At 66.5% G+C, this 21508-nt stretch carries 15 protein-coding genes and 1 tRNA gene; 6 read left to right on the forward strand and 10 right to left on the reverse strand.

The window, feature by feature from the left end; translation table 11 throughout:
- Positions 1 to 170 precede the first annotated feature (170 nt).
- Together VM621_RS09635 and VM621_RS09640 are read left to right on the forward strand one after the other, a co-directional pair.
- Complete coding sequence (locus VM621_RS09635) at positions 171 to 1340, forward strand: acyl-CoA dehydrogenase family protein (RefSeq protein WP_325468752.1); 1170 nt, start codon at positions 171 to 173, stop codon at positions 1338 to 1340.
- 25 nt (positions 1341 to 1365) lie between these two features.
- Positions 1366 to 3630, forward strand: coding sequence for a thiamine pyrophosphate-dependent enzyme (locus tag VM621_RS09640; protein ID WP_325468753.1), 2265 nt, complete (start codon positions 1366 to 1368; stop codon positions 3628 to 3630).
- A gap of 260 nt (positions 3631 to 3890) precedes the next feature.
- Here the strand turns inward: VM621_RS09640 and VM621_RS09645 are convergent, their stop codons facing one another.
- From VM621_RS09645 to VM621_RS09670, 6 genes are all read right to left on the reverse strand, one after another.
- A complete protein-coding gene (locus tag VM621_RS09645; RefSeq protein WP_325468754.1) occupies positions 3891 to 5630 on the reverse strand; it encodes a diguanylate cyclase in 1740 nt (579 codons plus the stop codon).
- A 181-nt stretch (positions 5631 to 5811) separates the two neighbouring features.
- Complete coding sequence (gene ppk1 / locus VM621_RS09650) at positions 5812 to 7977, reverse strand: polyphosphate kinase 1 (RefSeq protein WP_325468755.1); 2166 nt, start codon at positions 7975 to 7977, stop codon at positions 5812 to 5814.
- A 210-nt stretch (positions 7978 to 8187) separates the two neighbouring features.
- Positions 8188 to 9207 carry a UDP-N-acetylmuramate dehydrogenase gene (gene murB / locus VM621_RS09655; protein WP_325468767.1) on the reverse strand — a complete coding sequence of 340 codons (1020 nt, stop codon included), beginning with the start codon at positions 9205 to 9207 and terminating at the stop codon, positions 8188 to 8190.
- A 20-nt stretch (positions 9208 to 9227) separates the two neighbouring features.
- Entirely contained in the window at positions 9228 to 10256 is a 1029-nt protein-coding gene (locus VM621_RS09660) for a quinone-dependent dihydroorotate dehydrogenase (RefSeq protein ID WP_325468756.1), read from the reverse strand.
- A gap of 10 nt (positions 10257 to 10266) precedes the next feature.
- A complete protein-coding gene (locus tag VM621_RS09665; protein WP_325468757.1) occupies positions 10267 to 11034 on the reverse strand; it encodes a class I SAM-dependent methyltransferase in 768 nt (255 codons plus the stop codon).
- A 15-nt stretch (positions 11035 to 11049) separates the two neighbouring features.
- Entirely contained in the window at positions 11050 to 12585 is a 1536-nt protein-coding gene (locus VM621_RS09670; protein WP_325468758.1) for an aldehyde dehydrogenase family protein, read from the reverse strand.
- Positions 12586 to 12768: 183 nt separating this feature from the next.
- On the opposite strand from VM621_RS09670, the gene VM621_RS09675 reads away from it, so the two are divergent.
- The 4 genes from VM621_RS09675 (at position 12769) to VM621_RS09690 (ending at position 15110) form a co-directional block, all read left to right on the forward strand.
- Entirely contained in the window at positions 12769 to 13029 is a 261-nt protein-coding gene (locus VM621_RS09675; protein WP_325468759.1) for a hypothetical protein, read from the forward strand.
- A 28-nt stretch (positions 13030 to 13057) separates the two neighbouring features.
- Positions 13058 to 13522 (forward strand): GFA family protein, encoded by a 465-nt coding sequence (locus VM621_RS09680; RefSeq protein ID WP_414674518.1) that lies wholly within the window; start codon positions 13058 to 13060, stop codon positions 13520 to 13522.
- Between the two features lie 53 nt (positions 13523 to 13575).
- Positions 13576 to 13652: transfer RNA gene (locus VM621_RS09685), tRNA-Arg, on the forward strand.
- 78 nt (positions 13653 to 13730) lie between these two features.
- Positions 13731 to 15110 carry an FAD-containing oxidoreductase gene (locus VM621_RS09690; protein WP_325468761.1) on the forward strand — a complete coding sequence of 460 codons (1380 nt, stop codon included), beginning with the start codon at positions 13731 to 13733 and terminating at the stop codon, positions 15108 to 15110.
- A gap of 26 nt (positions 15111 to 15136) precedes the next feature.
- Here VM621_RS09690 and VM621_RS09695 read toward each other — a convergent pair whose 3' ends face one another.
- From VM621_RS09695 to VM621_RS09710, 4 genes are all read right to left on the reverse strand, one after another.
- Positions 15137 to 16567, reverse strand: coding sequence for a phospholipase (locus VM621_RS09695; RefSeq protein WP_325468762.1), 1431 nt, complete (start codon positions 16565 to 16567; stop codon positions 15137 to 15139).
- Between the two features lie 61 nt (positions 16568 to 16628).
- A complete protein-coding gene (locus VM621_RS09700; RefSeq protein ID WP_325468763.1) occupies positions 16629 to 18059 on the reverse strand; it encodes an aldehyde dehydrogenase family protein in 1431 nt (476 codons plus the stop codon).
- Positions 18060 to 18153: 94 nt separating this feature from the next.
- A complete protein-coding gene (gene xseA / locus VM621_RS09705) occupies positions 18154 to 19500 on the reverse strand; it encodes an exodeoxyribonuclease VII large subunit (protein WP_325468764.1) in 1347 nt (448 codons plus the stop codon).
- 74 nt (positions 19501 to 19574) lie between these two features.
- Positions 19575 to 21182: a carboxyl transferase domain-containing protein gene (locus VM621_RS09710; RefSeq protein WP_325468765.1), complete on the reverse strand. Its 1608-nt coding sequence runs from the start codon at positions 21180 to 21182 to the stop codon at positions 19575 to 19577.
- Positions 21183 to 21508 lie beyond the last annotated feature (326 nt).

A 21508-nucleotide genomic window follows, 5' to 3' on the forward strand; every position in this document is an offset into this window, starting at 1 on the left:
GAGCACCCTTCGCCGCTGAATCGGCTCCCACAGGTAGCCCGAGTGGCCGTTTACGGGCTGTGATCCTGAGCCACCGCCGGGTTGCAACGATTGCTGCGCCCCGCCATGACCGCGGCTCGCAGCGGGGCTACAATCGAGGGCTTTCCAGCAGCCGACTTACGAGTACCCGCATGGCTCAGCGCCTCGATCCCCTCGATCTCTACGACGTCCGTTCGCTGCTCACCGACGAGGAGCGGATGGTCCAGGATACCGTCGGCCGTTTCGTCGACGAGAAGGTGCTGCCGATGATTGGCGATGCCTTCGACCAGGCCCGCTTCCCGGCCGAGCTGGTGCCCGAGATCGCTGCGCTGGGCCTCCTCGGTGCCACGCTGCCCGAGGAATACGGCTGCGCCGGCATGAACGCCGTCAGCTACGGCCTGATCTGCCAGGAACTGGAGCGTGGCGATTCGGGCCTGCGCAGTTTCGCTTCCGTGCAGAGCTCGCTGTGCATGTACCCGATCTACGCCTACGGTGCGGAAGAACAGAAGCGTGAATACCTGCCGCGCATGGCCGCCGGTGAGGTGATCGGTTGCTTCGGCCTGACCGAACCGCACGGCGGTTCGGATCCCGCCAACATGAAGACCGTGGCGCGCAAGGACGGCGGCGACTGGGTCATCAACGGCGCCAAGATGTGGATCACCAACGGGAACCTGGCGCATATCGCCATCGTCTGGGCGCAGACCGACGACGGTATCCAGGGGTTCGTCGTGCCGACCGATACCAAGGGTTTCGCGGCGCAGGTAGTGCACAAGAAGATGAGCCTGCGGGCCTCGGTCACGTCCGCGCTGTTCTTCGACGAGGTTCGCGTGCCCGACAGCGCCCGCCTGCCGAACGTGAAGGGCCTGAAGGGCCCGCTGGGCTGCCTCAACCAGGCTCGCTATGGCATCACCTGGGGCCCGATCGGCGCCGCGCAGGCCTGCCTGAAGGAAGTCCTCGATTATTCCGAGCAGCGCATCCTGTTCGGTCGCCCGCTGGCCGCCAACCAGGCCGTGCAGATCCGCCTGGCCGACATGGCTCGCCGCATCACCACGGCTCAGCTGCTGTCGCTCCAGCTCGGCCGGCTGAAGGATGCCGGTCGCCTGCAGCCGACCCAGGTCTCGCTGGCCAAGTGGAACAACGTGCGCATGGCGCTGGATATCGCGCGCGACTGCCGTGACATTCTCGGTGGCGCCGGCATCACCACCGAGCACTCGGCCATCCGTCACGCGCTGAACCTGGAATCGGTCATCACCTACGAGGGCACCGAGACCGTGCACCAACTGGTGGTCGGCCGCGAACTGACTGGCATCAACGCGTTCTGAATTCGCTCCATTCTCGAGTCTGCCCATGTCCGTTCCGCATCCCATTCCCGCCCGTCACAAGGGCTTCAATCGCGCCGAGATCGTCGACCAGAATTTCGCCGAGTTCGTACAGTTCTGGGAGGGCGATGTCGGCCGTGCGCCGCGCGACGACGAGCCCGTTCTGCCGGGCAGCGCACTGGATGCGAGAGGCTTCCGCGAACTGCTCGAATCGCAGCTGATCAGCCGCCACCTCGATCTCATGGCGCGCGTGCTGCGCGTGCAGAACAAGGTGTTCTACACGATCGGTTCCTCGGGGCATGAGGGCAATGCGATGGTGGCGCGGCTTACGCGCCATACCGATCCGGCGTTCCTGCATTACCGCAGCGGCGGCTTCATGGCCGAGCGCTTCCGCAAGCTGCCGGGCATGGATCCGGTGATGGATTCCGCGCTCTCCTTTGCCGCGAGCAAGGACGATCCGGCATCCGGTGGGCGGCACAAGGTCTGGGGCAGCAAACCGTTGTGGGTGCTTCCGCAGACCTCGACCATCGCGTCGCACTTGCCCAAGGCGCTCGGTACGGCCGTCGCCATCGAGCAGGCGCGCCGGATCAACCATACGTTGCCGATCCCAGACGATTCGATCGCCATTTGTTCCTTCGGCGACGCTTCGTCCAACCACGCGACCGCGCAGACCGCCTTCAACGCGGCGGCGTGGACGGCCTACCAGAAGTTGCCCGCCCCGGTGCTCTTCGTCTGCGAAGACAACGGCATCGGCATCTCGGTGAAAACCCCGGGTGGCTGGGTCGCGAACAATTTCCGCCACCGTCCGGACCTCGACTACTTCTACGCGGACGGTCTGGACCTCGCCGGCGGCTACGCCGACGTGCAGAAAGCCGTGGAACATTGCCGCCGCACGCGCCGGCCCACCTTCCTGCATCTGGGCACGACGCGGGTCATGGGGCATGCCGGAACCGATTTCGAGATCGAATGGCGTTCGATCGACGAGCTGGTCGCGCTCGAGGCCACCGATCCCCTGCTGCGTAGTGCCGCCATCGCGCTGTCCTCGGGTCTTTACGATCGCGATAGCCTGCTCAATCTCTACAACGACACGCGCAACCGCTGTTTCGAAGCGGCCGAAGAAGCCGATCGCCGCCCGCGCATCGCCACTCTGGCCGAGGTGATGGCGCCGCTGGCGCCGTATACGCCGGCTGCCGTGCGCGCGGAAGCCGAACGGCCCGCGAACGCGGACGAGCGCGTGCGCGCCTTCGGTGGCGTCGACAAGCTGCCCGAGAAGCAGCCGCCGCGCCACCTGGCCATCCAGATCGGGCAGGCGCTGCACGACTTGATGGCGAAGTATCCCGAGAGCCTGCTGTTCGGCGAAGACGTCGCACAGAAGGGTGGCGTGTACACGGTGACGAAGGGCCTGCACAAGGCGTTCCGCAACGCGCGCGTGTTCAACACGCTGCTCGACGAAACGATGATTCTCGGCCTCGCCCAGGGCTACGCGAACATGGGCATGCTGCCGCTGCCCGAGATCCAGTACCTCGCCTATTTCCACAATGCCTGCGACCAGATTCGCGGCGAAGCGGCGTCGTTGCAGTTCTTCTCCAACGACCAGTACCGCAACCCGATGCTCATGCGCGTCGCTTCGCTGGGCTATCAACGCGGTTTCGGCGGTCACTTCCACAACGACAATTCGATCGCCGCGCTACGCGATATCCCCGGCCTGGTTGTCGGTTGCCCGAGCCGCGGCGACGATGCCGCGACGATGCTGCGCACGCTTTCCGCGCTGGCCAAGGTGGACGGACGCGTCACGGCGTTCTTCGAGCCGATCGCGCTGTACATGACCAAGGACCTCTACGAGCCTGGCGACGGGCAGTGGCAATTCGCCTACCCGGCGCAAGGCGAGGCCATGCCGCTGGGCGAGGGCCGCGTCTACAACGACGATGCGGACGACCTGGTCGTCTTCACCTTCGGCAACGGCGTGCCGATGAGCCTGCGCGCGGCCAGGCGCATCGAGGCGGCGCATGGCTGGAAGGTGCGGGTCGTCGATCTGCGCTGGCTGGTCCCGCTCAACGACGGTTTCATCGCCGCGCAGGCGACCAAGGCGAAGCGCATCCTCGTCGTCGACGAGGGCCGCAAGAGCGCGGGCGTAGGCGAGGGCGTCATCACCGCGATCGTCGAGGGTGGCCTGGGCCATCTGCCGCTGCGACGTGTCGTCGGCGCGGATACCTTCACCCCGTTGGCCGGCGCCGCCTTCCTGGTGCTGCCGGGCGACGACGACATCGTGGCCGCCGCCGCCGAACTGGCCTGACGCGACCGGTCATCGCCGCTGAAGCGGCTCCCACATACAGCCGCTCCCGCACGAGCCGCTCCCACATAAAGCTGCTGCCACACAGAGCCGCTGCCACACAGAGCCGCTGCCACACAGAGCCGCTTCCACACGTCATCGCCGCTGAAGCGGCTCCCACATACAGCCGCTCCCGCACAGAGCGGCTCCTATGGGAGCCGCTGCCACGATAGCCGCTCTGTGTGGGAGCCGATTCATCGGCGATCCCGCGGCAGCGGGCCGGCCTAGCGCAGCTTGACCTCGGTGCGCCGGACCAGGGCCGGGCCGGCGGGGCCGGCGCAGACCACCTGGTTGCGGCCGCTCAGTTTGGCGGCATACATCGCCGCGTCGGCCCGCTCGGTCAACGACTGCACCGTATCCGCCGCCGAGCGCATGGCGACGCCGATCGACACCGTCAACAGGTCGTCGGTCTGTGCCTGTCCCGTATGGACGTCCAGGCGATGGACGCGCCGACACAGGCGCGTCGCGATCTGCACGGCGTTCTCTTTCTCCACACCCTGCAGCAGGGCCACGAACTCCTCGCCGCCGAAGCGGCCGAGCAGGTCGGTCGGGCGGAGTTCGTCGCGCAGGGCCGCAGCGACCGCAACCAGGGCGCGGTCGCCCGTGGCATGGCCGTAGCAATCGTTCAGCGACTTGAAGTGGTCGAGGTCGAGGAAGAGCAGGGCGATCGGGCGCGACATCCCCTGTTCGAGCACCTCCAGGGCGGCATCGGTCCAGGCGCGGCGGTTCAGTACGCCGGTGAGCGGGTCGCTATCGGCCAACTGGCGGGCCTTGTCGCGGTCGTGGCGAATGGTGAGGGCGCGGTCGGACAAACCGATCGAGAGGACGACCGCCTCGAACGCGCCCACCGCAATCGCGGCGTCCGGCAGCCATGGTGCGCCGGCAAGCATGCCTTGTTGCTGTGCCCCGCACAGCGCCGTGAGCACCAGCAGGGGCGTCCAGCCGACGAGAAAGAACCACGCGTGGCGTGAGCCGCGTAGCGCGGCGGTTGCGCCCGTGACCAGAAGTAACAAGGCACCGAGCAGCAGAAGCGGTTGCAGCAGCAGTTGCGAGGTGTCGACCAGCACGCCGATGCCCGTCGCACGCGCGACGGTCAACACGGGCATGCCGATGGCGAAGGCCAGTACGGGTATCCGCAGCAACGGGACGTAGTCGTCGACCTTGGCGAAGCGCAGCATGAACAAGGCCGCGAACGAGACCGAGAGTGTCGTGGCGGCCGCGCCGAGGGTGTCCGCCAGTCCGGCAAGCGACTGGATCTCCAGCGGATGGAAAACGTAGCCGGACTTCAGGCCCTGGATCAGCGCGTAGCAGAGCAGGTAGGCCACGTACCAGCCGAAGGTCATGTCGCGGAGGATCAGCGCGAAACACAGCGCCATCAGCGCCATCGTCATCATCACGGCAAAGCAGGCCGTGGCGAACACCACCCAGCCGCCATCCTCGCGCAGGTAGTCCCGCCAGGGCTCCACGGTCATCGTGACGGCACCGGGCGGCAGGGTGGTCGCGGCGAACCGGAGCAACAGCGGATGCGACGCCGGAATCGACGCCGGTATCTCGAAGATCAACCTTCCGTGACCATGCAACGCCGGACCGAAATCCTCCAGCGAGGTGGTGGCGATCGGGCCGTGGTCGTCATACAACGCCGCCGCGCCAAGGCCGGGCGTGCGGATACTCAGCACGCGGTTGCCGGTGGTCCACGGGGGAAGGGTGCGCAGGATGACCCAGGTGCCGGAGGGCGAGTTGGGGAAGACCTGCATGCGGGAAGGGTCGAACGACGCTAGCGGGCGGCTGTCCGCCTCGCGCAATACCTCGGCGGGGTTGTCGCCGGGCTGGGCCTCCCGCCAGTTACCGGCCAGCGCTTCGGCCGAAGCCGTCCCGGCCAGGAGCAGGCAACAAAGGCAGCAGAACACCGTCGCCTGCAGCAGGCGAAGCGCGATCCGATACTGTCCCTTGTCCGCAAAACCCATGCCGAGTCCCAAGACAAAACCTGCTGCGCGTCGTGGTGGACGCGCCGCATGGATCCGGATGTGTTTCCACGGAAACCAACCCCGTCTCCCCCGTCCCGCTACACGTTCATTGTGCCGCGAGTACGCGGAGTGTGTCGCCTGGGTCGTTCGGGTTAGGTGAAGGTGCCGGTGCCCGGGCGGCTCAGGTCGGCGCGGGCGCGACCACGCCGCCGAAGCGCTCGAGCAACTGCATCTGGGCGTCCCTGACCGGCTGGCCGGCGGGCGGCTGGGTCAGCACATAGCTGCCGTCGGCATGCTGCAGCCATGCCGAGTGGTTGTCGGTCAGGTAGGCGTCCAGTTCGCGACGGACACGCTGCTTCAGCTTCTTGCCTTCGATCGGGAAGCAGGTCTCCACGCGACGGTCGAGATTGCGCTCCATCAGGTCGGCGCTGGCGAGGAACAGGTCGGGTTCGCCATCGTTGTGGAACCAGTACACACGGCTGTGCTCGAGGAAGCGACCGACCACCGAGCGAACGCGGATGTTCTGCGACACGCCGGGAATGCCCGCGCGCAGGCAACACATGCCGCGCACGATCAGCTCGATCTTCACCCCGGCCTGGCTGGCCCGGTACAACGCACGGATGACCTTCGCATCGGTGATCGCGTTGAGCTTGCAGACGATCTCGGCTTTCTTGCCGGCGGCGGCGTGCGCCGCTTCGCGCGCGATCAGGTCGAGCAAACCCTTCTTCAGGGTGAACGGCGCATACAGCATGCGCTTCATCTTCAGGGCCTTGCCCATGCCGGTCAGCAGCCGGAACAGGCGATGGACGTCGTCACACAGGGCTTCGTCGGAGGTGAGCAGGCTGTAGTCGGTGTAGAGGCGTGCGTTGCCCGAGTGGTAGTTGCCGGTACCCAGGTGCGCGTAGCTGACCAGCTTGCCGTTCTCGCGGCGCTGCACGAGCATGAGTTTGGCGTGCGTCTTCACGCCCACCACGCCATAGGTGATCACCGCGCCCGCCTGCTGCAGGCGCGAGGCGAGGCTGAGGTTGGACTCCTCGTCGAACCGCGCGCGCAGTTCGACCACGGCGGTGACTTCCTTGCCCGACCGCGCGGCCTCGACCAGGGCGTCGACGATTTCCGAATTCGCGCCGCTGCGATAAAGCGTCTGCTTGATCGTCAGCACCTGGGGATCCTTCGCTGCCTGGCGCAGGAAGTCGACCACCGGCGAGAATGATTCGAACGGATGGTAAAGAAGGACGTCCTGCTTACCGATGACGGTGAACATGTCCTCGGCATTGACCAGCGCCTTGGGCAGGGCGGGTATGAAGGTGGGGAATTGCAGGCGCGCGTACTGGGGCTGCAAGGTCATCTCGAACAGGCGCGCCAGGTTCACCGGGCCGTTCACTTCATAGAGCGCGGCCGGCTCCAGCGCATACTGCTTCATCAGGTAGTCGACCAACGGCTTCGGGCAGTTGTCGGCCACTTCCAGGCGCACGGCATCGCCATAGCGGCGCGAGAAGAGCTCGCCGCGGAGCGTGCGGGCCAGATCCTCGACGTCTTCGGGGTCGATCGTGAGATCGGCGTTTCGGGTCAGGCGGAACTGGTACGAACCGAGCACGCGCATGCCGGGGAACAGGTCGTCCGCATGCGCATGGATGATCGACGACAGCAGGACGTAGTTGTCGCCGCCTTCGCAGATATCGTCAGGCATGCGGATGAGGCGCGGCAGGATACGCGGCGCCGGGACGATCGCCAGGCCGGAATCGCGACCGAAGGCATCGGTGCCTTCCAGCTGCACGATGAAGTTCAGGCTCTTGTTGACCAGGCGCGGAAACGGATGCGTCGGGTCCAGGCCGATCGGGGTGATCAGCGGCGCCACTTCATGACGGAAGTAGCGGCGTACCCACAGCTTCTGTTTGTGCGACCACTGGTTGCGCCGGACGATACGGATACCTTCGTCGGCCAGCGCGGGGAGGATCTTCTCGTTGAGGATGGCGTACTGCCGCTCGATCTGGCGATGCGCGATCTCGGCGATCTCGGCCAGCGCGCGGCGCGGCGGAATACCGTCGGCGCCGATCATCTCGTGGTCGAAGGCGATCTGTTGCTTGAGTCCGGCCACACGGATCTCGAAGAATTCGTCCATGTTGGACGAGAAGATCAGCAGGAACTTGAGCCGCTCGATCAACGGCTTCGACTCGTCCAGGGCCTGGTCGAGCACGCGGATGTTGAATTGCAGCTGCGACAGCTCGCGGTGGATATAGAGGCTGCTGTCGTTGAGGTCGATCGTCGGCAACTCCGCTGGCGGCGCCTGGGGCGGCTTCGCGGCGGGCGCTTTCGTCGGCGCGGTCGACTCGGTGGGTGGCGTCATCGTATCCAGGGCGTCGTCCTCATCGCGGGTTGCGACGCCTCATGGTACGCCGCCCGGTGAGCTTATGACCGCGGTTTGACACCACCGTGACATCCCTCGGGTCGGCGAACCCTGTGGGAGCCGCTGAAGCGGCGATCCGCGGCAGCGGGTTAGCTCGAGGCCTGCAGCGATCGCCGCTGAAGCGGCTCCTACAGAAGGCGGCGAGCGCGATCAGACCACGAGCGGTTCGGGTTCGAGCGTGACACCGAACCTGGCTTCGACGCCGGCGATCACCTTCTGCGCGAAGGCCCACAGCTGCGGACCGGTGGCCTTGCCGTGATTGACCAGTACCAGCGCGTGACGGTTCGAAATGCCCGCGTCGCCATCGCGCTCGCCCTTGAAGCCCGCGGCCTCGATCAGCCAGCCGGCGGAGATCTTCGAGGTGCCGCCGGTATGCGGCCAGACCGGTAGCCCCGGGTGGGCGAGCGCCAACGCATCGGCCTTGGCCGCGCCGACGATCGGATTCTTGAAGAAACTGCCTGCATTGCCGATGACGGCAGGGTCGGGCAGCTTGCGTGAACGCAGGCGAACCACCGCCTCGGCCACGTGGTACGGCGTAGCGCGTTCCACGCCCATCTTCGCCACTTCGTCGCGGATGCCTGCGTAGTCGAGCGACAGCGGCCGCTCGCGCGGCAGCGCGAAGGTCACCGCGACGACGATCCAGCGGCCCGCCTGTTGCTTGAAGGTGGAATCGCGGTACGAAAAGGCGCAGGCAGCCTTGTCGAGTACGACGAACTCGCCCTTGTGCGTGTCCCACGCTTCGACCGTATCGATGAACTCCGCGACCTCGACGCCATAGGCACCGATGTTCTGGATCGGCGAGGCGCCCACCGTGCCCGGGATGAGGATCAGGTTCTCGAGTCCCGCATAGCCCTGGCCCAGCGACCAGCGCACGAAGTCGTCCCAGCGCTCGCCGGCGGCGACACGAATCAGCACGCGATCGTCGCGCTGGAAGGTCTCGACACCGCTCGTCGCCATGGCCAGAACCGTGCCGTCGAAGTCGCCGCCGATGAGCATGTTGCTGCCTTCGCCCAGCACCAGCACCTTGCCGCCGCGGATGGCGGGGTAGGCGAGGATCTCCGGCAGCTTCGTCGGATCGCGTACTTCGGCGAGCAGCTTCGCGCGGGCATCGACGCGCAACGTGTTGCGGCCGCCCAGTGGCGCGTCGCTGGTCAGCGTGAAGCCGCCCATGTCGATCGGTGCGTTGTCGATCATGCGACGGTCCCGCGCCGACGAATCTCGGTCACCGCTTCGGCGATCAGCGTCGGTCCGCGATAGACCAGGCCCGAGTAGACCTGCACCAGCGACGCGCCGGCCTCCATCTTTTCCGCTGCGGTGTCGCCGTCGAGAATGCCGCCGACGCCGACGATCGGCAGTCTGTCGCCGAGACGCGCGACCATGCCACGTAGCACGGCCGTGGATTTTTCGAACAGCGGCCGGCCCGAAAGGCCACCCAGTTCATGGGCATGCGGATCGCCGGCCACCACGTCGCGGTCGATCGTCGTATTGGTGCAGATCACCCCATCGATGCCGGAGGAAAGCAGCACCTCGGCGATGGCGTCGAGTTCGGCATCGGTGAGGTCCGGTGCGATCTTCAGCAGCATCGGCTTGCGCTTGCCGTGCTGGCTCGCCAGACGCTCCTGCGCCTCGCGCAGCGTACCGACGAATCGGCGCAGGGTTTCTTCTTCCTGCAGGTCGCGCAGGCCCTGCGTGTTCGGCGAGGAGATGTTCACCGTGATGTACGTGGCCAACGGATACGCGCGCTCGAGGCACAGCAGGTAATCGTCGATGGCCCGTTCGTTGGGTGTGTCCTTGTTCTTGCCGATGTTGATGCCGAGCACGCCGCGGAACGAGGCTTTCTCCACGTTACGCACGAGCACATCGATGCCGTTGTTGTTGAAGCCGAGGCGATTGATCACGGCCTCGTGGTTCGGCAGGCGGAACATGCGCGGTTTGTCGTTGCCCAGCTGCGGTCGCGGGGTCACCGTACCGATCTCGACGAAGCCGAAGCCGAGTGCCGCGAGACCGTCGAGGTGGTCGCCGTTCTTGTCGAGCCCGGCGGCAAGGCCGACCGGATTCGGGAAATCGATACCGAACACGCGCACCGGCAGTGGCGCCGGCGGGGTCGCAATGAACCGCGACAAGCCGCTCCGCTCGGCCACGTCGGACGCGTACAGCGTAAGGCCATGCGCGGTCTCGGCGTCGAGGGCGAACAGGAGGGGGCGGATCAACTCGTACATGGCGTGGTCGTCAGGGCGTGGGATGGCCCGCGAACACGCGGGTGTCGTAATCGAAGTCTACGGTGCCGTTGTCCTGTGTCGCGTGGAACAGCGAGCGCAGGGCGAACAGCAAGGGTTCGTGATTGGGGTGGCCCGGCTTGGGCATGTAGGAGGACGACATGGTCCGGCCGAGCAGCGCATCGTAGTCGAGCTTCTGCCCGTGCGGGAACGACGCCATGCCGCGATAGCCATGGCCGTACCAGCGCGCCATCGTCTCGTCGTCCGCGTAGCGCTCGGCCACGCTGACATAATCGATGCCGTATTCGTGGAGCAGGCGCTCGTAGCCTTCGAGGAAAGGCGTGCCCTTCAGGCGGCGCGTGTTCCAGAACACCACCGCCAGGCCGCGCGGGCTCAGCACCCGCGCGAACTCCTGCTTCACCTTGTCCTTGTCGAACCAATGGAACGCCTGGGCGACCGTGACCAGATCCACGCTGCCACCGTCGAGCCCGGTAGCCTCCGCCGTGCCATCGACGGCGTGGAAACGAGCTTCGCTGCCCAGCCATTGCACGGCCGCCGTGCGCATCGCCGCGTTCGGTTCGACAGCGGTCACGCGGTGACCGCTGTCGAGGAAGAGCTTGCTCGAGATGCCGGTGCCGGCGCCGACGTCGGCAACGGTCCAGCCGGGAGTGACGCCCAGGGTGTGCAGCCAGCCGACCAGTGCCTGCGGGTAATCCGGCCGGTAGCGGACATAGTCCTCGACGCGGTCGGAAAAGCGATCCGTGGAGCGCAAATCGGTCATGGCCTCACCCGTTCGTCAGAAATCGAACTTGATGCCCTGGGCCAGCGGCAACGCGTCCGAATAGTTGATGGTGTTGGTCTGGCGGCGCATGTAAACCTTCCAGGCATCCGAGCCGGACTCGCGGCCGCCGCCGGTTTCCTTCTCGCCACCGAACGCGCCACCGATTTCCGCGCCCGAGGTGCCGATGTTCACGTTGGCGATACCGCAATCCGAACCGGCCGCCGACAGATACTGCTCGGCCGCCTTGAGATCCTGCGTGAAGATGGCCGAAGACAGGCCTTGCGGCACGGCGTTCTGCTGGGCGATGGCTTCGTCCAGCGTGTCGAACGGCATCACGTAGAGGATCGGGGCGAAAGTCTCGGTCTGCACCACGGTATCGGTGTTCTTCAGGCCGGTGACGATGGTCGGCAGCACGAAGTTGCCCTTGCGGTCGTCCAGCGCCTTGCCGCCCGTGCGCACGGTGCCGCCGGCGGCCTTGGCCTGTTCGATCGCGGCGAGGAAGGCGGTTACGGCTTCGGGGCTGTTGAGCGGGCCCATCAAGGTGGTCGACAGGGTCGGATCGCCGATCTTCTGTTCCACCTGGCCATAGGCCTTGACCAGCGTGTCGACGACGGCGTCATGGATGGACGAGTGCACGAGGACGCGGCGCGTGCTGGTGCAGCGCTGGCCGGCCGTGCCGACGGCACCGAAGACGATCGCCGGGATGGCCAGCTTCAGGTCGGCCGACTTGTCCAGGATGATCGCGTTGTTGCCGCCCAGTTCGAGCAGGCTGCGCCCCATGCGCCGCGACACGCGCTCGCCGACCATGCGGCCCACCTTGGTCGAGCCGGTGAAGCTGATCAGCGGGATGCGCTTGTCGTCGACGAAGGTCTGGGCCAGCTCGGTGCCGGCGTCGTTGAAGAGGAAGAACAGGTCCGGGAAACCGGCGTCCTTCAGGGCTTCGTTGCAGATCTTCATGGTGGCGATGGCCGAGAGCGGGGTCTTCGGCGACGGCTTCCACAGGCAGATATCCCCGCAGATGGCGGCAAGGAAGGCGTTCCACGCCCACACGGCCACCGGGAAGTTGAAGGCGCTGACAATGCCGACCAGGCCAACCGGGTGCCACTGCTCGTACATGCGGTGGCCCGGGCGCTCCGAGTGCATGGTGTAGCCGTAGAGCATGCGGCTCTGGCCGACGGCGAAATCGGCGATATCGATCATTTCCTGCACTTCGCCGTCGCCCTCGGGCTTGATCTTGCCCATTTCCAGCGCGACCAGCGAGCCAAGGGCATCCTTGTGCTTGCGCAGGGCCTCACCGCACAGGCGCACGGCTTCGCCGCGGCGCGGGGCGGGGGTCGTGCGCCACACCGCGAAGGCTTCCTGTGCGCGCTGCACGATCGTCTCGTAGTCGGCCGCGCTGGTGGCCTGTACGGTCGCGATCACCTCGCCCGTGGCCGGGTTGGTCGGCGACAGGGTGCCGGCGCCCGAGGTGCCGGCCCATTCGCCGCGGCCGAGGTAGGTACCGGATTCGTTGGCGGTGAGGCCGAGCGCTGCGAGAATCTTGCCGGACATGAAAGCTCTCCCTTGGAGACGGGTAAAACCGGGATTCTAGCAAACGCACCCTTCACACCCCGTTGTGCGGCGCGGGACGGATGTCTTCGGCGCGTGGTGATCGGGCGCTCCCGTAACGACCGCGCGGTCACCGCGCCGAGTCCATGCTGGATCTGTGTTCCTTTGCCAAGGCTGGTAGCGCCCATGTCCCGGATCTATGAGATTCCCTATCACCCCGACGAGAGCCATAGCTGGCCCCTGCGTGTGGACGGTGTGGTGCTGTCCCGCTTCGACAGTCGGTTCGAGGCCTTGCGCTCGGCCGTGAACCGGGCCTCTGCCGAGGGTGGCGACGTCAGCATCGGGGTCGAGGGGGCGGACGGGATCTGGCGGCCGTTCGGCAGCGACGCCAAGCGGCCGGCCCGGGTGCCGCCGATGCCCGGGCGAAAACTGCACATCGTTCGCTAGGCGCCTCGCGGCTTTATCCCGCCTTATCATGGCGCGGTCCTCCCAGCCGGATTTGCCCATGCTTCCCGAGATCACGCAGGCCCAGGGCGCCTGTCACTGCGGCGCCGTCCGCTTCACCGTCAAGCTTTCCGATGGCCTGCGCACCGCGCGCCGCTGCAACTGCTCGTACTGCCGCATGCGCGGCGCCGTCGTCGTGTCCGCCGAACTCGATGGCATCACGATCGAGCAGGGTGAGGACGTTCTCACCCTCTACCAGTTCAATACCGGCAGCGCAAAGCACTACTTTTGCTCGACCTGCGGCATCTATACGTTTCACCGGCGACGTTCGAACAACGCGCAGTACGGGGTGAACGTGGCCTGCCTCGAAGGCATCAGTCCCTTCGACTTCACCGACGTGCCCGTGCTCGATGGCGCGAATCACCCCGCGGACGGCGGGCCCCGGGCGGGCGAGCAGGTGGGCGTGTTGCGCTTCGTGGCATCGACGGCCCGATAGCCCGGCGCCTCGCTTCCGTTCGGTGTCGCCCCTCGGGTATCCTGACGAATGTTGGCCCCGTAGCTCAGCTGGATAGAGCGTCCCCCTCCTAAGGGGAAGGTCGCCCGTTCGAATCGGGCCGGGGTCACCACGGTTGCGTGCTTCTTCCAAGGCGGCGTTCCGCCCGGCGAGTTACGATCGTGGGGTCTTTCAGCCCGCGGAGCCCGCCATGACCCGTTCCTTCGACGCCATCATCGTGGGGGCCGGGCAGGCCGGGCCAGCGCTCGCCGGACGCTTGACCGGCCTGGGCAAGACCGTTGCCATCATCGAGCGGCATCTGGTCGGCGGCACGTGCGTCAACACCGGCTGCAAGCCGACCAAGACCCTGGTCGCCAGCGCCTCCGCCGCACGTTTCGCGCAACGCGGCGCCGAATACGGTATCGGCATTGGCGGCCCCATCAGCATCGACATGCCGGTCGTGGCGGCACGCGCGCAGAAGGTGATCCTGGATTCGCGCAAGGGCAACGAAGACTGGCTGGCGTCGATGCCAGGGCTCACGCTGATCCGCGGCCATGCCCGGTTCACCGGGCCGCGGCAGATCGAGGTGAACGGCGAGACGCTACAGGCGCCGCAGGTGTTCCTCAACGTGGGCGGCCGCGCCAACGTGCCCGACTTTCCGGGCGTCGACAAGGTCGACTACCTGACCAACAGCACGATCATTCCCCTCCAGGCCGTACCCGACCATCTCGTGGTGGTCGGCGGCAGCTACATCGGTCTCGAATTCGCGCAGATGTTCCGGCGCTTCGGTGCCCAGGTGACCATCGTGGAGAAGAACGCCAGGCTGGTCGGCCATGAAGACGAAGACGTTTCCGCAGAGATCCGTGCGTTTCTGGAGGCGGAAGGTATCGCCGTGCGAACGGATGCCTGTTGCATCACCCTGGCCAGGCACGAGCGGGGGGTGAAAGTCGGTGTCGATTGCACCGAAGGCGCGCCCGAGGTCGTCGGTACGCATGTGTTGCTCGCGGTCGGTCGTCGGCCGAACACGGACGACCTGGGTCTGGACAAGGCTGGCGTCGAGATGGACGACAGGGGCTATATCAAGGTCGACGATTTCCTCGAAACCAGCGCCAAAGGGGTCTGGGCGATGGGCGACTGCAACGGGAAAGGCGCGTTCACGCACACGGCCTGGAACGACTACGAGATTGTCGCGGCAAACCTGCTTGACGGTGCCAACCGCAAGGTCAGCGATCGCATCCTCGGCTACGCGCTTTACGTGGACCCGCCGTTGGGCCGTGTCGGCATGACCGAGACGCAGGCGCGCCAGTCCGGTCGGCCATTGCTGGTTTCGAAACGGCCGATGACACGGGTCGGCCGCGCCGTGGAGAAGGCGGAGACCTGGGGCTTCATGAAGGTGGTTGCCGATGCCGAAACGAAAAAGATCCTCGGCGCGGCGATTCTCGGCACGGGCGGCGACGAAGCCATCCACGGCATCCTGGACATGATGAATGCGGATGCTTCGATCGGAACGTTGCAGTGGGCCGTGCCCATTCATCCGACGGTGTCGGAACTGATTCCGACCCTGGTGGGCGATTTGAAGCCGGCCGACTGACATCCCTGGCCGAATCGGCGCCTGCGTCAAGCGATATCGGCGCCGGCCAGGGGGTTGTGGAAATCCTCGGCGACCAGGTTCTGCGTCAACCGGAACACGCCTTCGGCGACGCGGCGAGAGAGAACCACGTCGACGATCGTCGTTTCATGCGGACCGAGCGCATCGAGCAAGTCGTCGGTGCGCGCGGTGCTCGCCACGAGGTGGCGGATGAGGCCGGTGACGTCGACCGGTGCGACGTGTGCGCCATACGGAGGATGCGGCAGCAGCCGGTCGCGCAGTGTCTTGGTCGGATCGCGCGGATCCGCTATCGCCGCTTCACCGGCCAGTACCGAATGGTTGAGGAACATCGCCACGGTGGCCGGGCTGCGCGAATTGGCCTGCCGGTCGAGCATGAACCCTTGCGGCAAGTGATCGGCCGAGGCTTCGGGCCCGGCGGTCAGCTGGAACTGTGCGTTCACGAGCGGCTCGCCGCGGTCGTCCAGCAGGCGAAAGATCATCAGGCTGCGTGGGTCGTGAATATGTACGCGCGGAGAGAACAGCGATGGCTCCAGTTCCACGCGATCGGCGTCGCGCTGGCCGTTCTCGACGGCGAACGCCGCACACAGCGCCACGTATGCCGCCGCGGAATCCACCGCCAGGCAGCGCACGATCGCGTCGACGGTGAGCGGCGACGGCGGTTCGGCGCCCATGATTCCCTGCTTGCTGCCCGAATGAGCCAGTCCGGGAAGTATCTTGAACGCCGTACGCGGTGCACGCGTCAGCGTCATCGATAGCGTGGACGAGGCTACCGGCTGTGCAAGCACGCAATGCGTGGCGTTGAGGTTGGCGGCGGCCAGACGCACGACGCCGTCCGATCCATCCTCGCCGGTATACGAATTGACCACGTCGTAGAGGCTGCGGTCGGGCCGGTCGCCAATCAGTGAGAACAGATACGTGCCGCCGGGTGCGAGGTCCGTGCCGTGGACGACATCGAGGTTCTGCGCCACGGACTCCGGGCTGCCGAGTTCAAGCCAGTCGAGGATGCGTTGGCCAGGCTCGACGCCGTCGAACCAGGCCTTCAGACGACCGACGACGCTCTTGCCGAGTTTGGCCAGCGCGGACCCGAAGTGCGCGGGCGCGAGCATGACCAGGTGGCCAAGATGGATCGGCGCATACAGCCTCGGGTGTTCACGCTGGGCGCGAAGCCAGGCCATGACCAGGGGCCCGCCCGTGGAATGGGTGACGCAGTCGAAATGCCCGTCGGGCAGCGAGAGGCCCCGCAGGGCGTGGTCGAAAGCACGGACGATATCGTCCATGCCAATGCGATCGTCGAAGGTCACGTACTCGGACAGGTGAATGTCCAGCACCCTGAGCGACGAGCCCGCCTGTGCCGCGCGATCGCGCAGCACCGTGGGAAGGCTGCCGTAGGTCGAGGTAGTGGTGACGCTCCAGCCGTGCACGAATACGAGGGTGGACATGCGTCGCTACCTTGGGCTTGGGTTGGGCGGAGCTTATCCGGCACCGACGGGGCGGGGCGTGTCACACGTCGCGAATCACCATCAGTCGTATGTCGCTCATGTCATCGATGGCATAGCGTACGCCTTCACGACCGATGCCGGAGGACTTCGCCCCGCCATAGGGCATGTTATCGACACGGAAGCTCGGTACGTCGTTGACGATGACGCCGCCTTGTTCCAGCTCGTCCCATGCCCGCATGGCGCGGCGCAGGTCGTTGGTGAATACGCCGGCCTGCAGACCGAAGTCCGAATCGTTGACGGTGGCGATCGCCTCGTCGAAGCTCGCGACGCGCTGGAGCAGGGCGACGGGTCCGAAGGCCTCCATCCGCTGGAGCTTCGCATCGCGCGGCACGTTCTCCAGCAGCGTCGCCTCCAGCATCGCCCCCTTGCGGCCGCCGCCGCAGAGGATCCTGGCGCCGCCGTGCCTGGCTTCGCGTATCCACGATTCGAGGCGTTCGGCGGCGGCTTCGTCGATCATCGGGCCGAGGAAGGTGGCTTTTTTCTTCGGATCGCCGGCCTTCAGTGCTTTGACCTTCGTGACCAGCTTGCGGCGTAGGGCATCGTAGATGTCGTCGTGCGCGAGGATGCGTTGCACGCTGATGCAGCTCTGCCCGGACTGGTAAAAGGCACCGAAGACCAGACGCTCGACCACGGCATCGAGCCGCTCACCCTGGTCGCCGTCGACGATGCAGGCGGCGTTTCCGCCCAGTTCGAGCGTGACTTTCTTGCGTCCGGCTTTCGCCTTGAGGTCCCATCCGATCAGGCCGCCGGTGAACGACAGCAGCTTGAAGCGCGGGTCGGTGACGAGGGGGCCGGCATGCGTGCCATCGAGCGGCAGGATGGAGAAGGCCCCCTTGGGCAGATCCGTTTCCGCCAGGATATCGCCCATCATGAGTGCACCCAGGGGCGTCTTCTCCGACGGCTTGAGTACGAACGGGCAGCCTGCGGCGATGGCTGGGGCGACCTTGTGCGCGACCAGGTTCAGAGGAAAGTTGAACGGCGTGATGAAGGAGACCGGTCCCAATGGAACGCGTCGCGTATAGCCGTGGTAGCCCGCGCTGCGTGCCGAGATTTCCAGGTTGAGGGTCTCGCCGTTGATCCGCACCGATTCCTCGGCGGCGATCTTGAAGGTCTCGATGAGTCGCGTGACTTCGCCGACCGAGTCGTTGATCGGCTTGCCGGCTTCGACGCAGAGTGCGTAAGCGAGTTCATCCTTGCGTTCGCGAAAGCGTGTGACGCAATGCTCGAGGACGGCCTGGCGTTCGTACGGGCGAAAGTGCTTCATCGGCAGCGTCGCGTCGTGCGCGGCGGCGATGGCCTCTTCGAGTGCCGCGTCATCGGGCAGGGCGGCGCGCGTGGCGACCTTGCCGGTGTACTTGTCGATGACGTCGAAGGTCTTGCGCGATTTCCGCGCCTTGTTGGCAACGTAGTACGGATAGCTCGGCTCGAGCATGATCGGTTCTCGTGGCAGCGATGGCGGCATGATCGCGGGTGGCGCGTTCAGCCGTCGTGTAGGACCCGGCCGGCGAAGCCACACGGGAGGCGCATCATTCTTCGCGACGGACTTTCAGCTCGCCGTCGCCGAGCATCACGCGAAGGCGCTCGCCGACAGCGACGCCGCCGGCATGCTTGACCACCGCATCGCGCCGATCGAAGACGATCGCGTAACCGCGCTCGAGCGTGGCCAACGGGCTCACCGCGTGCAGCGTGCGGGCCTGTTCGGCGAGGCGCAGGCGGTCGCGCTCCAGCCGGCGTGACATCGCGGTGGCCATGCGCTGGCGCAGTTGGGCGATACGCAGAAGGGAAGGGGCGAGACGCCCTTTCGGATGCTGCGCCGACAGGCGCGCTTGCAGCCGATCGAGGCGGGCATGGCGCAAGGCATTGGCCTGGGCCACCGAAACCAGCATGCGACGACGAAGGCCTTCAAGGCGCTGTGCATCGCGCGCCAGGCGCGCTTGCGGGCGCTGCGCCGTGAGGCGGGCTTGCCAGTGGTCGGCACGCTGCGCGGCCGCCTGCAGACGGCGCGTCACCAGCGTCGTCATACGCTGGCGCAGACGATCGAGCTGGCGCGTGAGGTCGGCGCCGTCGGGCACGAGCAGTTCCGCGGCGGCCGAGGGGGTTGCCGCGCGCAGGTCGGCGACGAAGTCGGCAATGGTGAAGTCCACCTCGTGACCCACGGCGGAGACGACCGGTACGGCACTGGCGTGGATCGCCCGGGCGACGGCTTCGTCATTGAATGCCCAGAGGTCTTCGAGCGAGCCGCCGCCGCGCGTGACCAGGAGTACGTCGTAGCGACCGCTGGCCGACGCGCGGCGAAGCATGGCGGCGATCGCCGGTGGCGCTTCGCGCCCTTGGACCGGCACCGGCAACACGTCCACCTCGGCAAGTCCGAGACGGCGGCCGAGCACGCTCAGCACATCGCGGATGGCCGCGCCGGAAGGCGAGGTGATAACGCCGATACGGCGAGGGAAGAGCGGCAGCGCGCGCTTGCGTTCCTGGGCGAACAGTCCTTCCGCGCCGAGCCGCGCCTTGAGCTGTTCGAACTCCCGTTGCAGGGCGCCTTCGCCGGCCGGCTCCATGTGGTCGGCGACCAGCTGGAACTCGCCGCGTGCTTCATACAGGCCCACCTTGGCGCGCATCAGCACATGCAGGCCGTCGGTGGGACGGAAGCGCAGGCGCGACGCGGCCATGCGGAACATCGCGCATCGAACCTGGGCGCTGGCGTCTTTCAGCGTGAAATAAACATGGCCCGAGGCGGGCCGTGACACGTTCGACAGTTCGCCCTCGATCCAGACGCCCATGGGCAGGGCGTCTTCCAGCAGGTCGCGGACCAGCCGGTTCAGGCCGGACGGTGTGAAGATCTCTGGAGCGGGGCGGTTGTCGAAGTCGGACATGGACCGGAGAGGTTATCACGCTGCCCTGTAGTGTCGACAGGGCAGGGACTTACACGTCCTTCCTCGACTGACGCTCACATACGGAACACACCGAAGCGGCCCTGTTCGATGGGCGCATTCATCGAGGCCGAAATGGCCAGTCCGAGCACGCGGCGCGTATCGGCCGGATCGATGATGCCGTCGTCCCACAGGCGCGCGCTGGCGTAGTAGGGATGGCCCTGGCGTTCGTATTGGTCGCGCACGGGCGCCTTGAAGGCTTCTTCGTCTTCGGCACCCCAGCTGCCGCCACCGGCTTCGATGCCGTCGCGGCGCACCGTCGCCAGCACGGAGGCGGCCTGCTCGCCGCCCATCACGCTGATCCGCGCGTTCGGCCACATCCAGAGGAATCGCGCGCCGTAGGCGCGGCCACACATGGCGTAGTTGCCGGCGCCGAAGCTGCCGCCGATCACCACGGTGAACTTCGGCACATGGGAGCAGGCGACCGCGGTGACCATCTTCGCGCCATCCTTTGCGATGCCCGCGTTCTCGTACTTGCGGCCGACCATGAAGCCGGTGATGTTCTGCAGAAACACCAGCGGCACGTTGCGCTGGTTGCACAGCTCGATGAAGTGCGCACCCTTCTGCGCGGACTCGCCGAACAGGATGCCGTTGTTCGCGACGATGCCCACGGGGTAGCCGTGGATATGAGCGAAGCCGGTGACCAGCGTCTTGCCGTAGCGTGCCTTGAACTCGTGGAACTCGGAGTCGTCGACGACGCGCGCGATGACTTCGCGGATGTCGAACGGACGACGCGTGTCCTCGGGAATCACGCCATACAGTTCCTCCGCGGAAAAGCGCGGTTCCAGCGGCGCGCGTACGGCGAGCGGCATCTTCTTGGTGCGGTTGAGCGAGCCGACGATGTCGCGGGCAATGGCCAGGGCGTGCGTGTCGTTCTCGGCGAAATGATCGGCCACGCCCGAGATGGATGTGTGGACATCGGCGCCGCCGAGCGCCTCGGCGTCGACCACTTCGCCCGTGGCCGCCTTCACCAGCGGCGGCCCGCCGAGGAAGATCGTGCCCTGCTCGCGGACGATGATGGTTTCGTCGCTCATGGCAGGCACATACGCGCCGCCGGCGGTGCACGAGCCCATCACCACGGCGATCTGCGCGATACCCTGCGCGCTCATGCGCGCCTGGTTGTAGAAGATGCGGCCGAAGTGTTCGCGGTCCGGAAACACTTCGTCCTGCAGCGGCAGGAATGCGCCGCCGGAATCCACCAGGTAAATGCAGGGCAGGCGATTTTCCATCGCGACTTCCTGCGCGCGCAGGTGCTTCTTCACGGTCATCGGGAAATACGTGCCGCCCTTGACCGTGGCGTCGTTAGCCAGCACGACCACTTCCTGACCCATGACGCGACCGATACCCGCGATCACACCGGCGGCCGGTGCGGCATCGTCGTACATGCCATGCGCGGCAAGCGGGGCGATTTCGAGGAAGGGCGAGCCGGGATCGAGCAGTGCGCGGATGCGTTCGCGTGGCAGCAGCTTGCCGCGCGCGACATGCTTCTCGCGTGCCTTGGCGCCGCCGCCTTCGGCCGTGCGCCTGAGCGTTTCCCGCAGGTCGTCGGTCAGTGCGCGCAAACGCAGGCTGGCGGCCTGGAAGTCGGCGGAGCGAGGGTCGATCTGCGATTCGAGAATGGGCATGGGGGCGTTCGCGCGGCGACGAAACGACCATGATAGCGGGGCGCGGCACCGCGCAAACGCTGCGCCGCGCCAAATCGCGCTGGGCGCCCGCGGACGGCACAAGAAGGCTACTCTTCACCGTGGTCCGGGGATGCTGAGGTCATCGGTTCACTCGCTGCGCGAGTGCGTGTTATCAGCGGCTGATGCCGCGGCGGGCTCGGACGTGGCGGCGCAGAGCCTTCGGTGCCCACCCTCGCTGCTCAGACAGGTCCTCCGCGTTCGGTGCGGAAGGCCGCTTCGCGGCGTGTCTTATATGGCCTACGGCCGCTCACTTGTGCGGAACTCGC

This window comes from Luteibacter sp. (assembly GCF_035539195.1).
Classification (GTDB): domain Bacteria; phylum Pseudomonadota; class Gammaproteobacteria; order Xanthomonadales; family Rhodanobacteraceae; genus Luteibacter.

Bases quoted from the DNA above. Each gene is read 5' to 3' on its own strand.
- VM621_RS09635 (WP_325468752.1), top strand. From the start codon at position 171: ATGGCTCAGCGCCTCGATCCCCTCGATCTCTACGACGTCCGTTCGCTG.
- VM621_RS09640 (WP_325468753.1), top strand. From the start codon at position 1,366: ATGTCCGTTCCGCATCCCATTCCCGCCCGTCACAAGGGCTTCAATCGC.
- VM621_RS09645 (WP_325468754.1), bottom strand. From the start codon at position 5,630: ATGGGTTTTGCGGACAAGGGACAGTATCGGATCGCGCTTCGCCTGCTG.
- ppk1 (WP_325468755.1), bottom strand. From the start codon at position 7,977: ATGACGCCACCCACCGAGTCGACCGCGCCGACGAAAGCGCCCGCCGCG.
- murB (WP_325468767.1), bottom strand. From the start codon at position 9,207: ATGGGCGGCTTCACGCTGACCAGCGACGCGCCACTGGGCGGCCGCAAC.
- VM621_RS09660 (WP_325468756.1), bottom strand. From the start codon at position 10,256: ATGTACGAGTTGATCCGCCCCCTCCTGTTCGCCCTCGACGCCGAGACC.
- VM621_RS09665 (WP_325468757.1), bottom strand. From the start codon at position 11,034: ATGACCGATTTGCGCTCCACGGATCGCTTTTCCGACCGCGTCGAGGAC.
- VM621_RS09670 (WP_325468758.1), bottom strand. From the start codon at position 12,585: ATGTCCGGCAAGATTCTCGCAGCGCTCGGCCTCACCGCCAACGAATCC.
- VM621_RS09675 (WP_325468759.1), top strand. From the start codon at position 12,769: ATGTCCCGGATCTATGAGATTCCCTATCACCCCGACGAGAGCCATAGC.
- VM621_RS09680 (WP_414674518.1), top strand. From the start codon at position 13,058: ATGGCGCGGTCCTCCCAGCCGGATTTGCCCATGCTTCCCGAGATCACG.
- VM621_RS09690 (WP_325468761.1), top strand. From the start codon at position 13,731: ATGACCCGTTCCTTCGACGCCATCATCGTGGGGGCCGGGCAGGCCGGG.
- VM621_RS09695 (WP_325468762.1), bottom strand. From the start codon at position 16,567: ATGTCCACCCTCGTATTCGTGCACGGCTGGAGCGTCACCACTACCTCG.
- VM621_RS09700 (WP_325468763.1), bottom strand. From the start codon at position 18,059: ATGCTCGAGCCGAGCTATCCGTACTACGTTGCCAACAAGGCGCGGAAA.
- xseA (WP_325468764.1), bottom strand. From the start codon at position 19,500: ATGTCCGACTTCGACAACCGCCCCGCTCCAGAGATCTTCACACCGTCC.
- VM621_RS09710 (WP_325468765.1), bottom strand. From the start codon at position 21,182: ATGCCCATTCTCGAATCGCAGATCGACCCTCGCTCCGCCGACTTCCAG.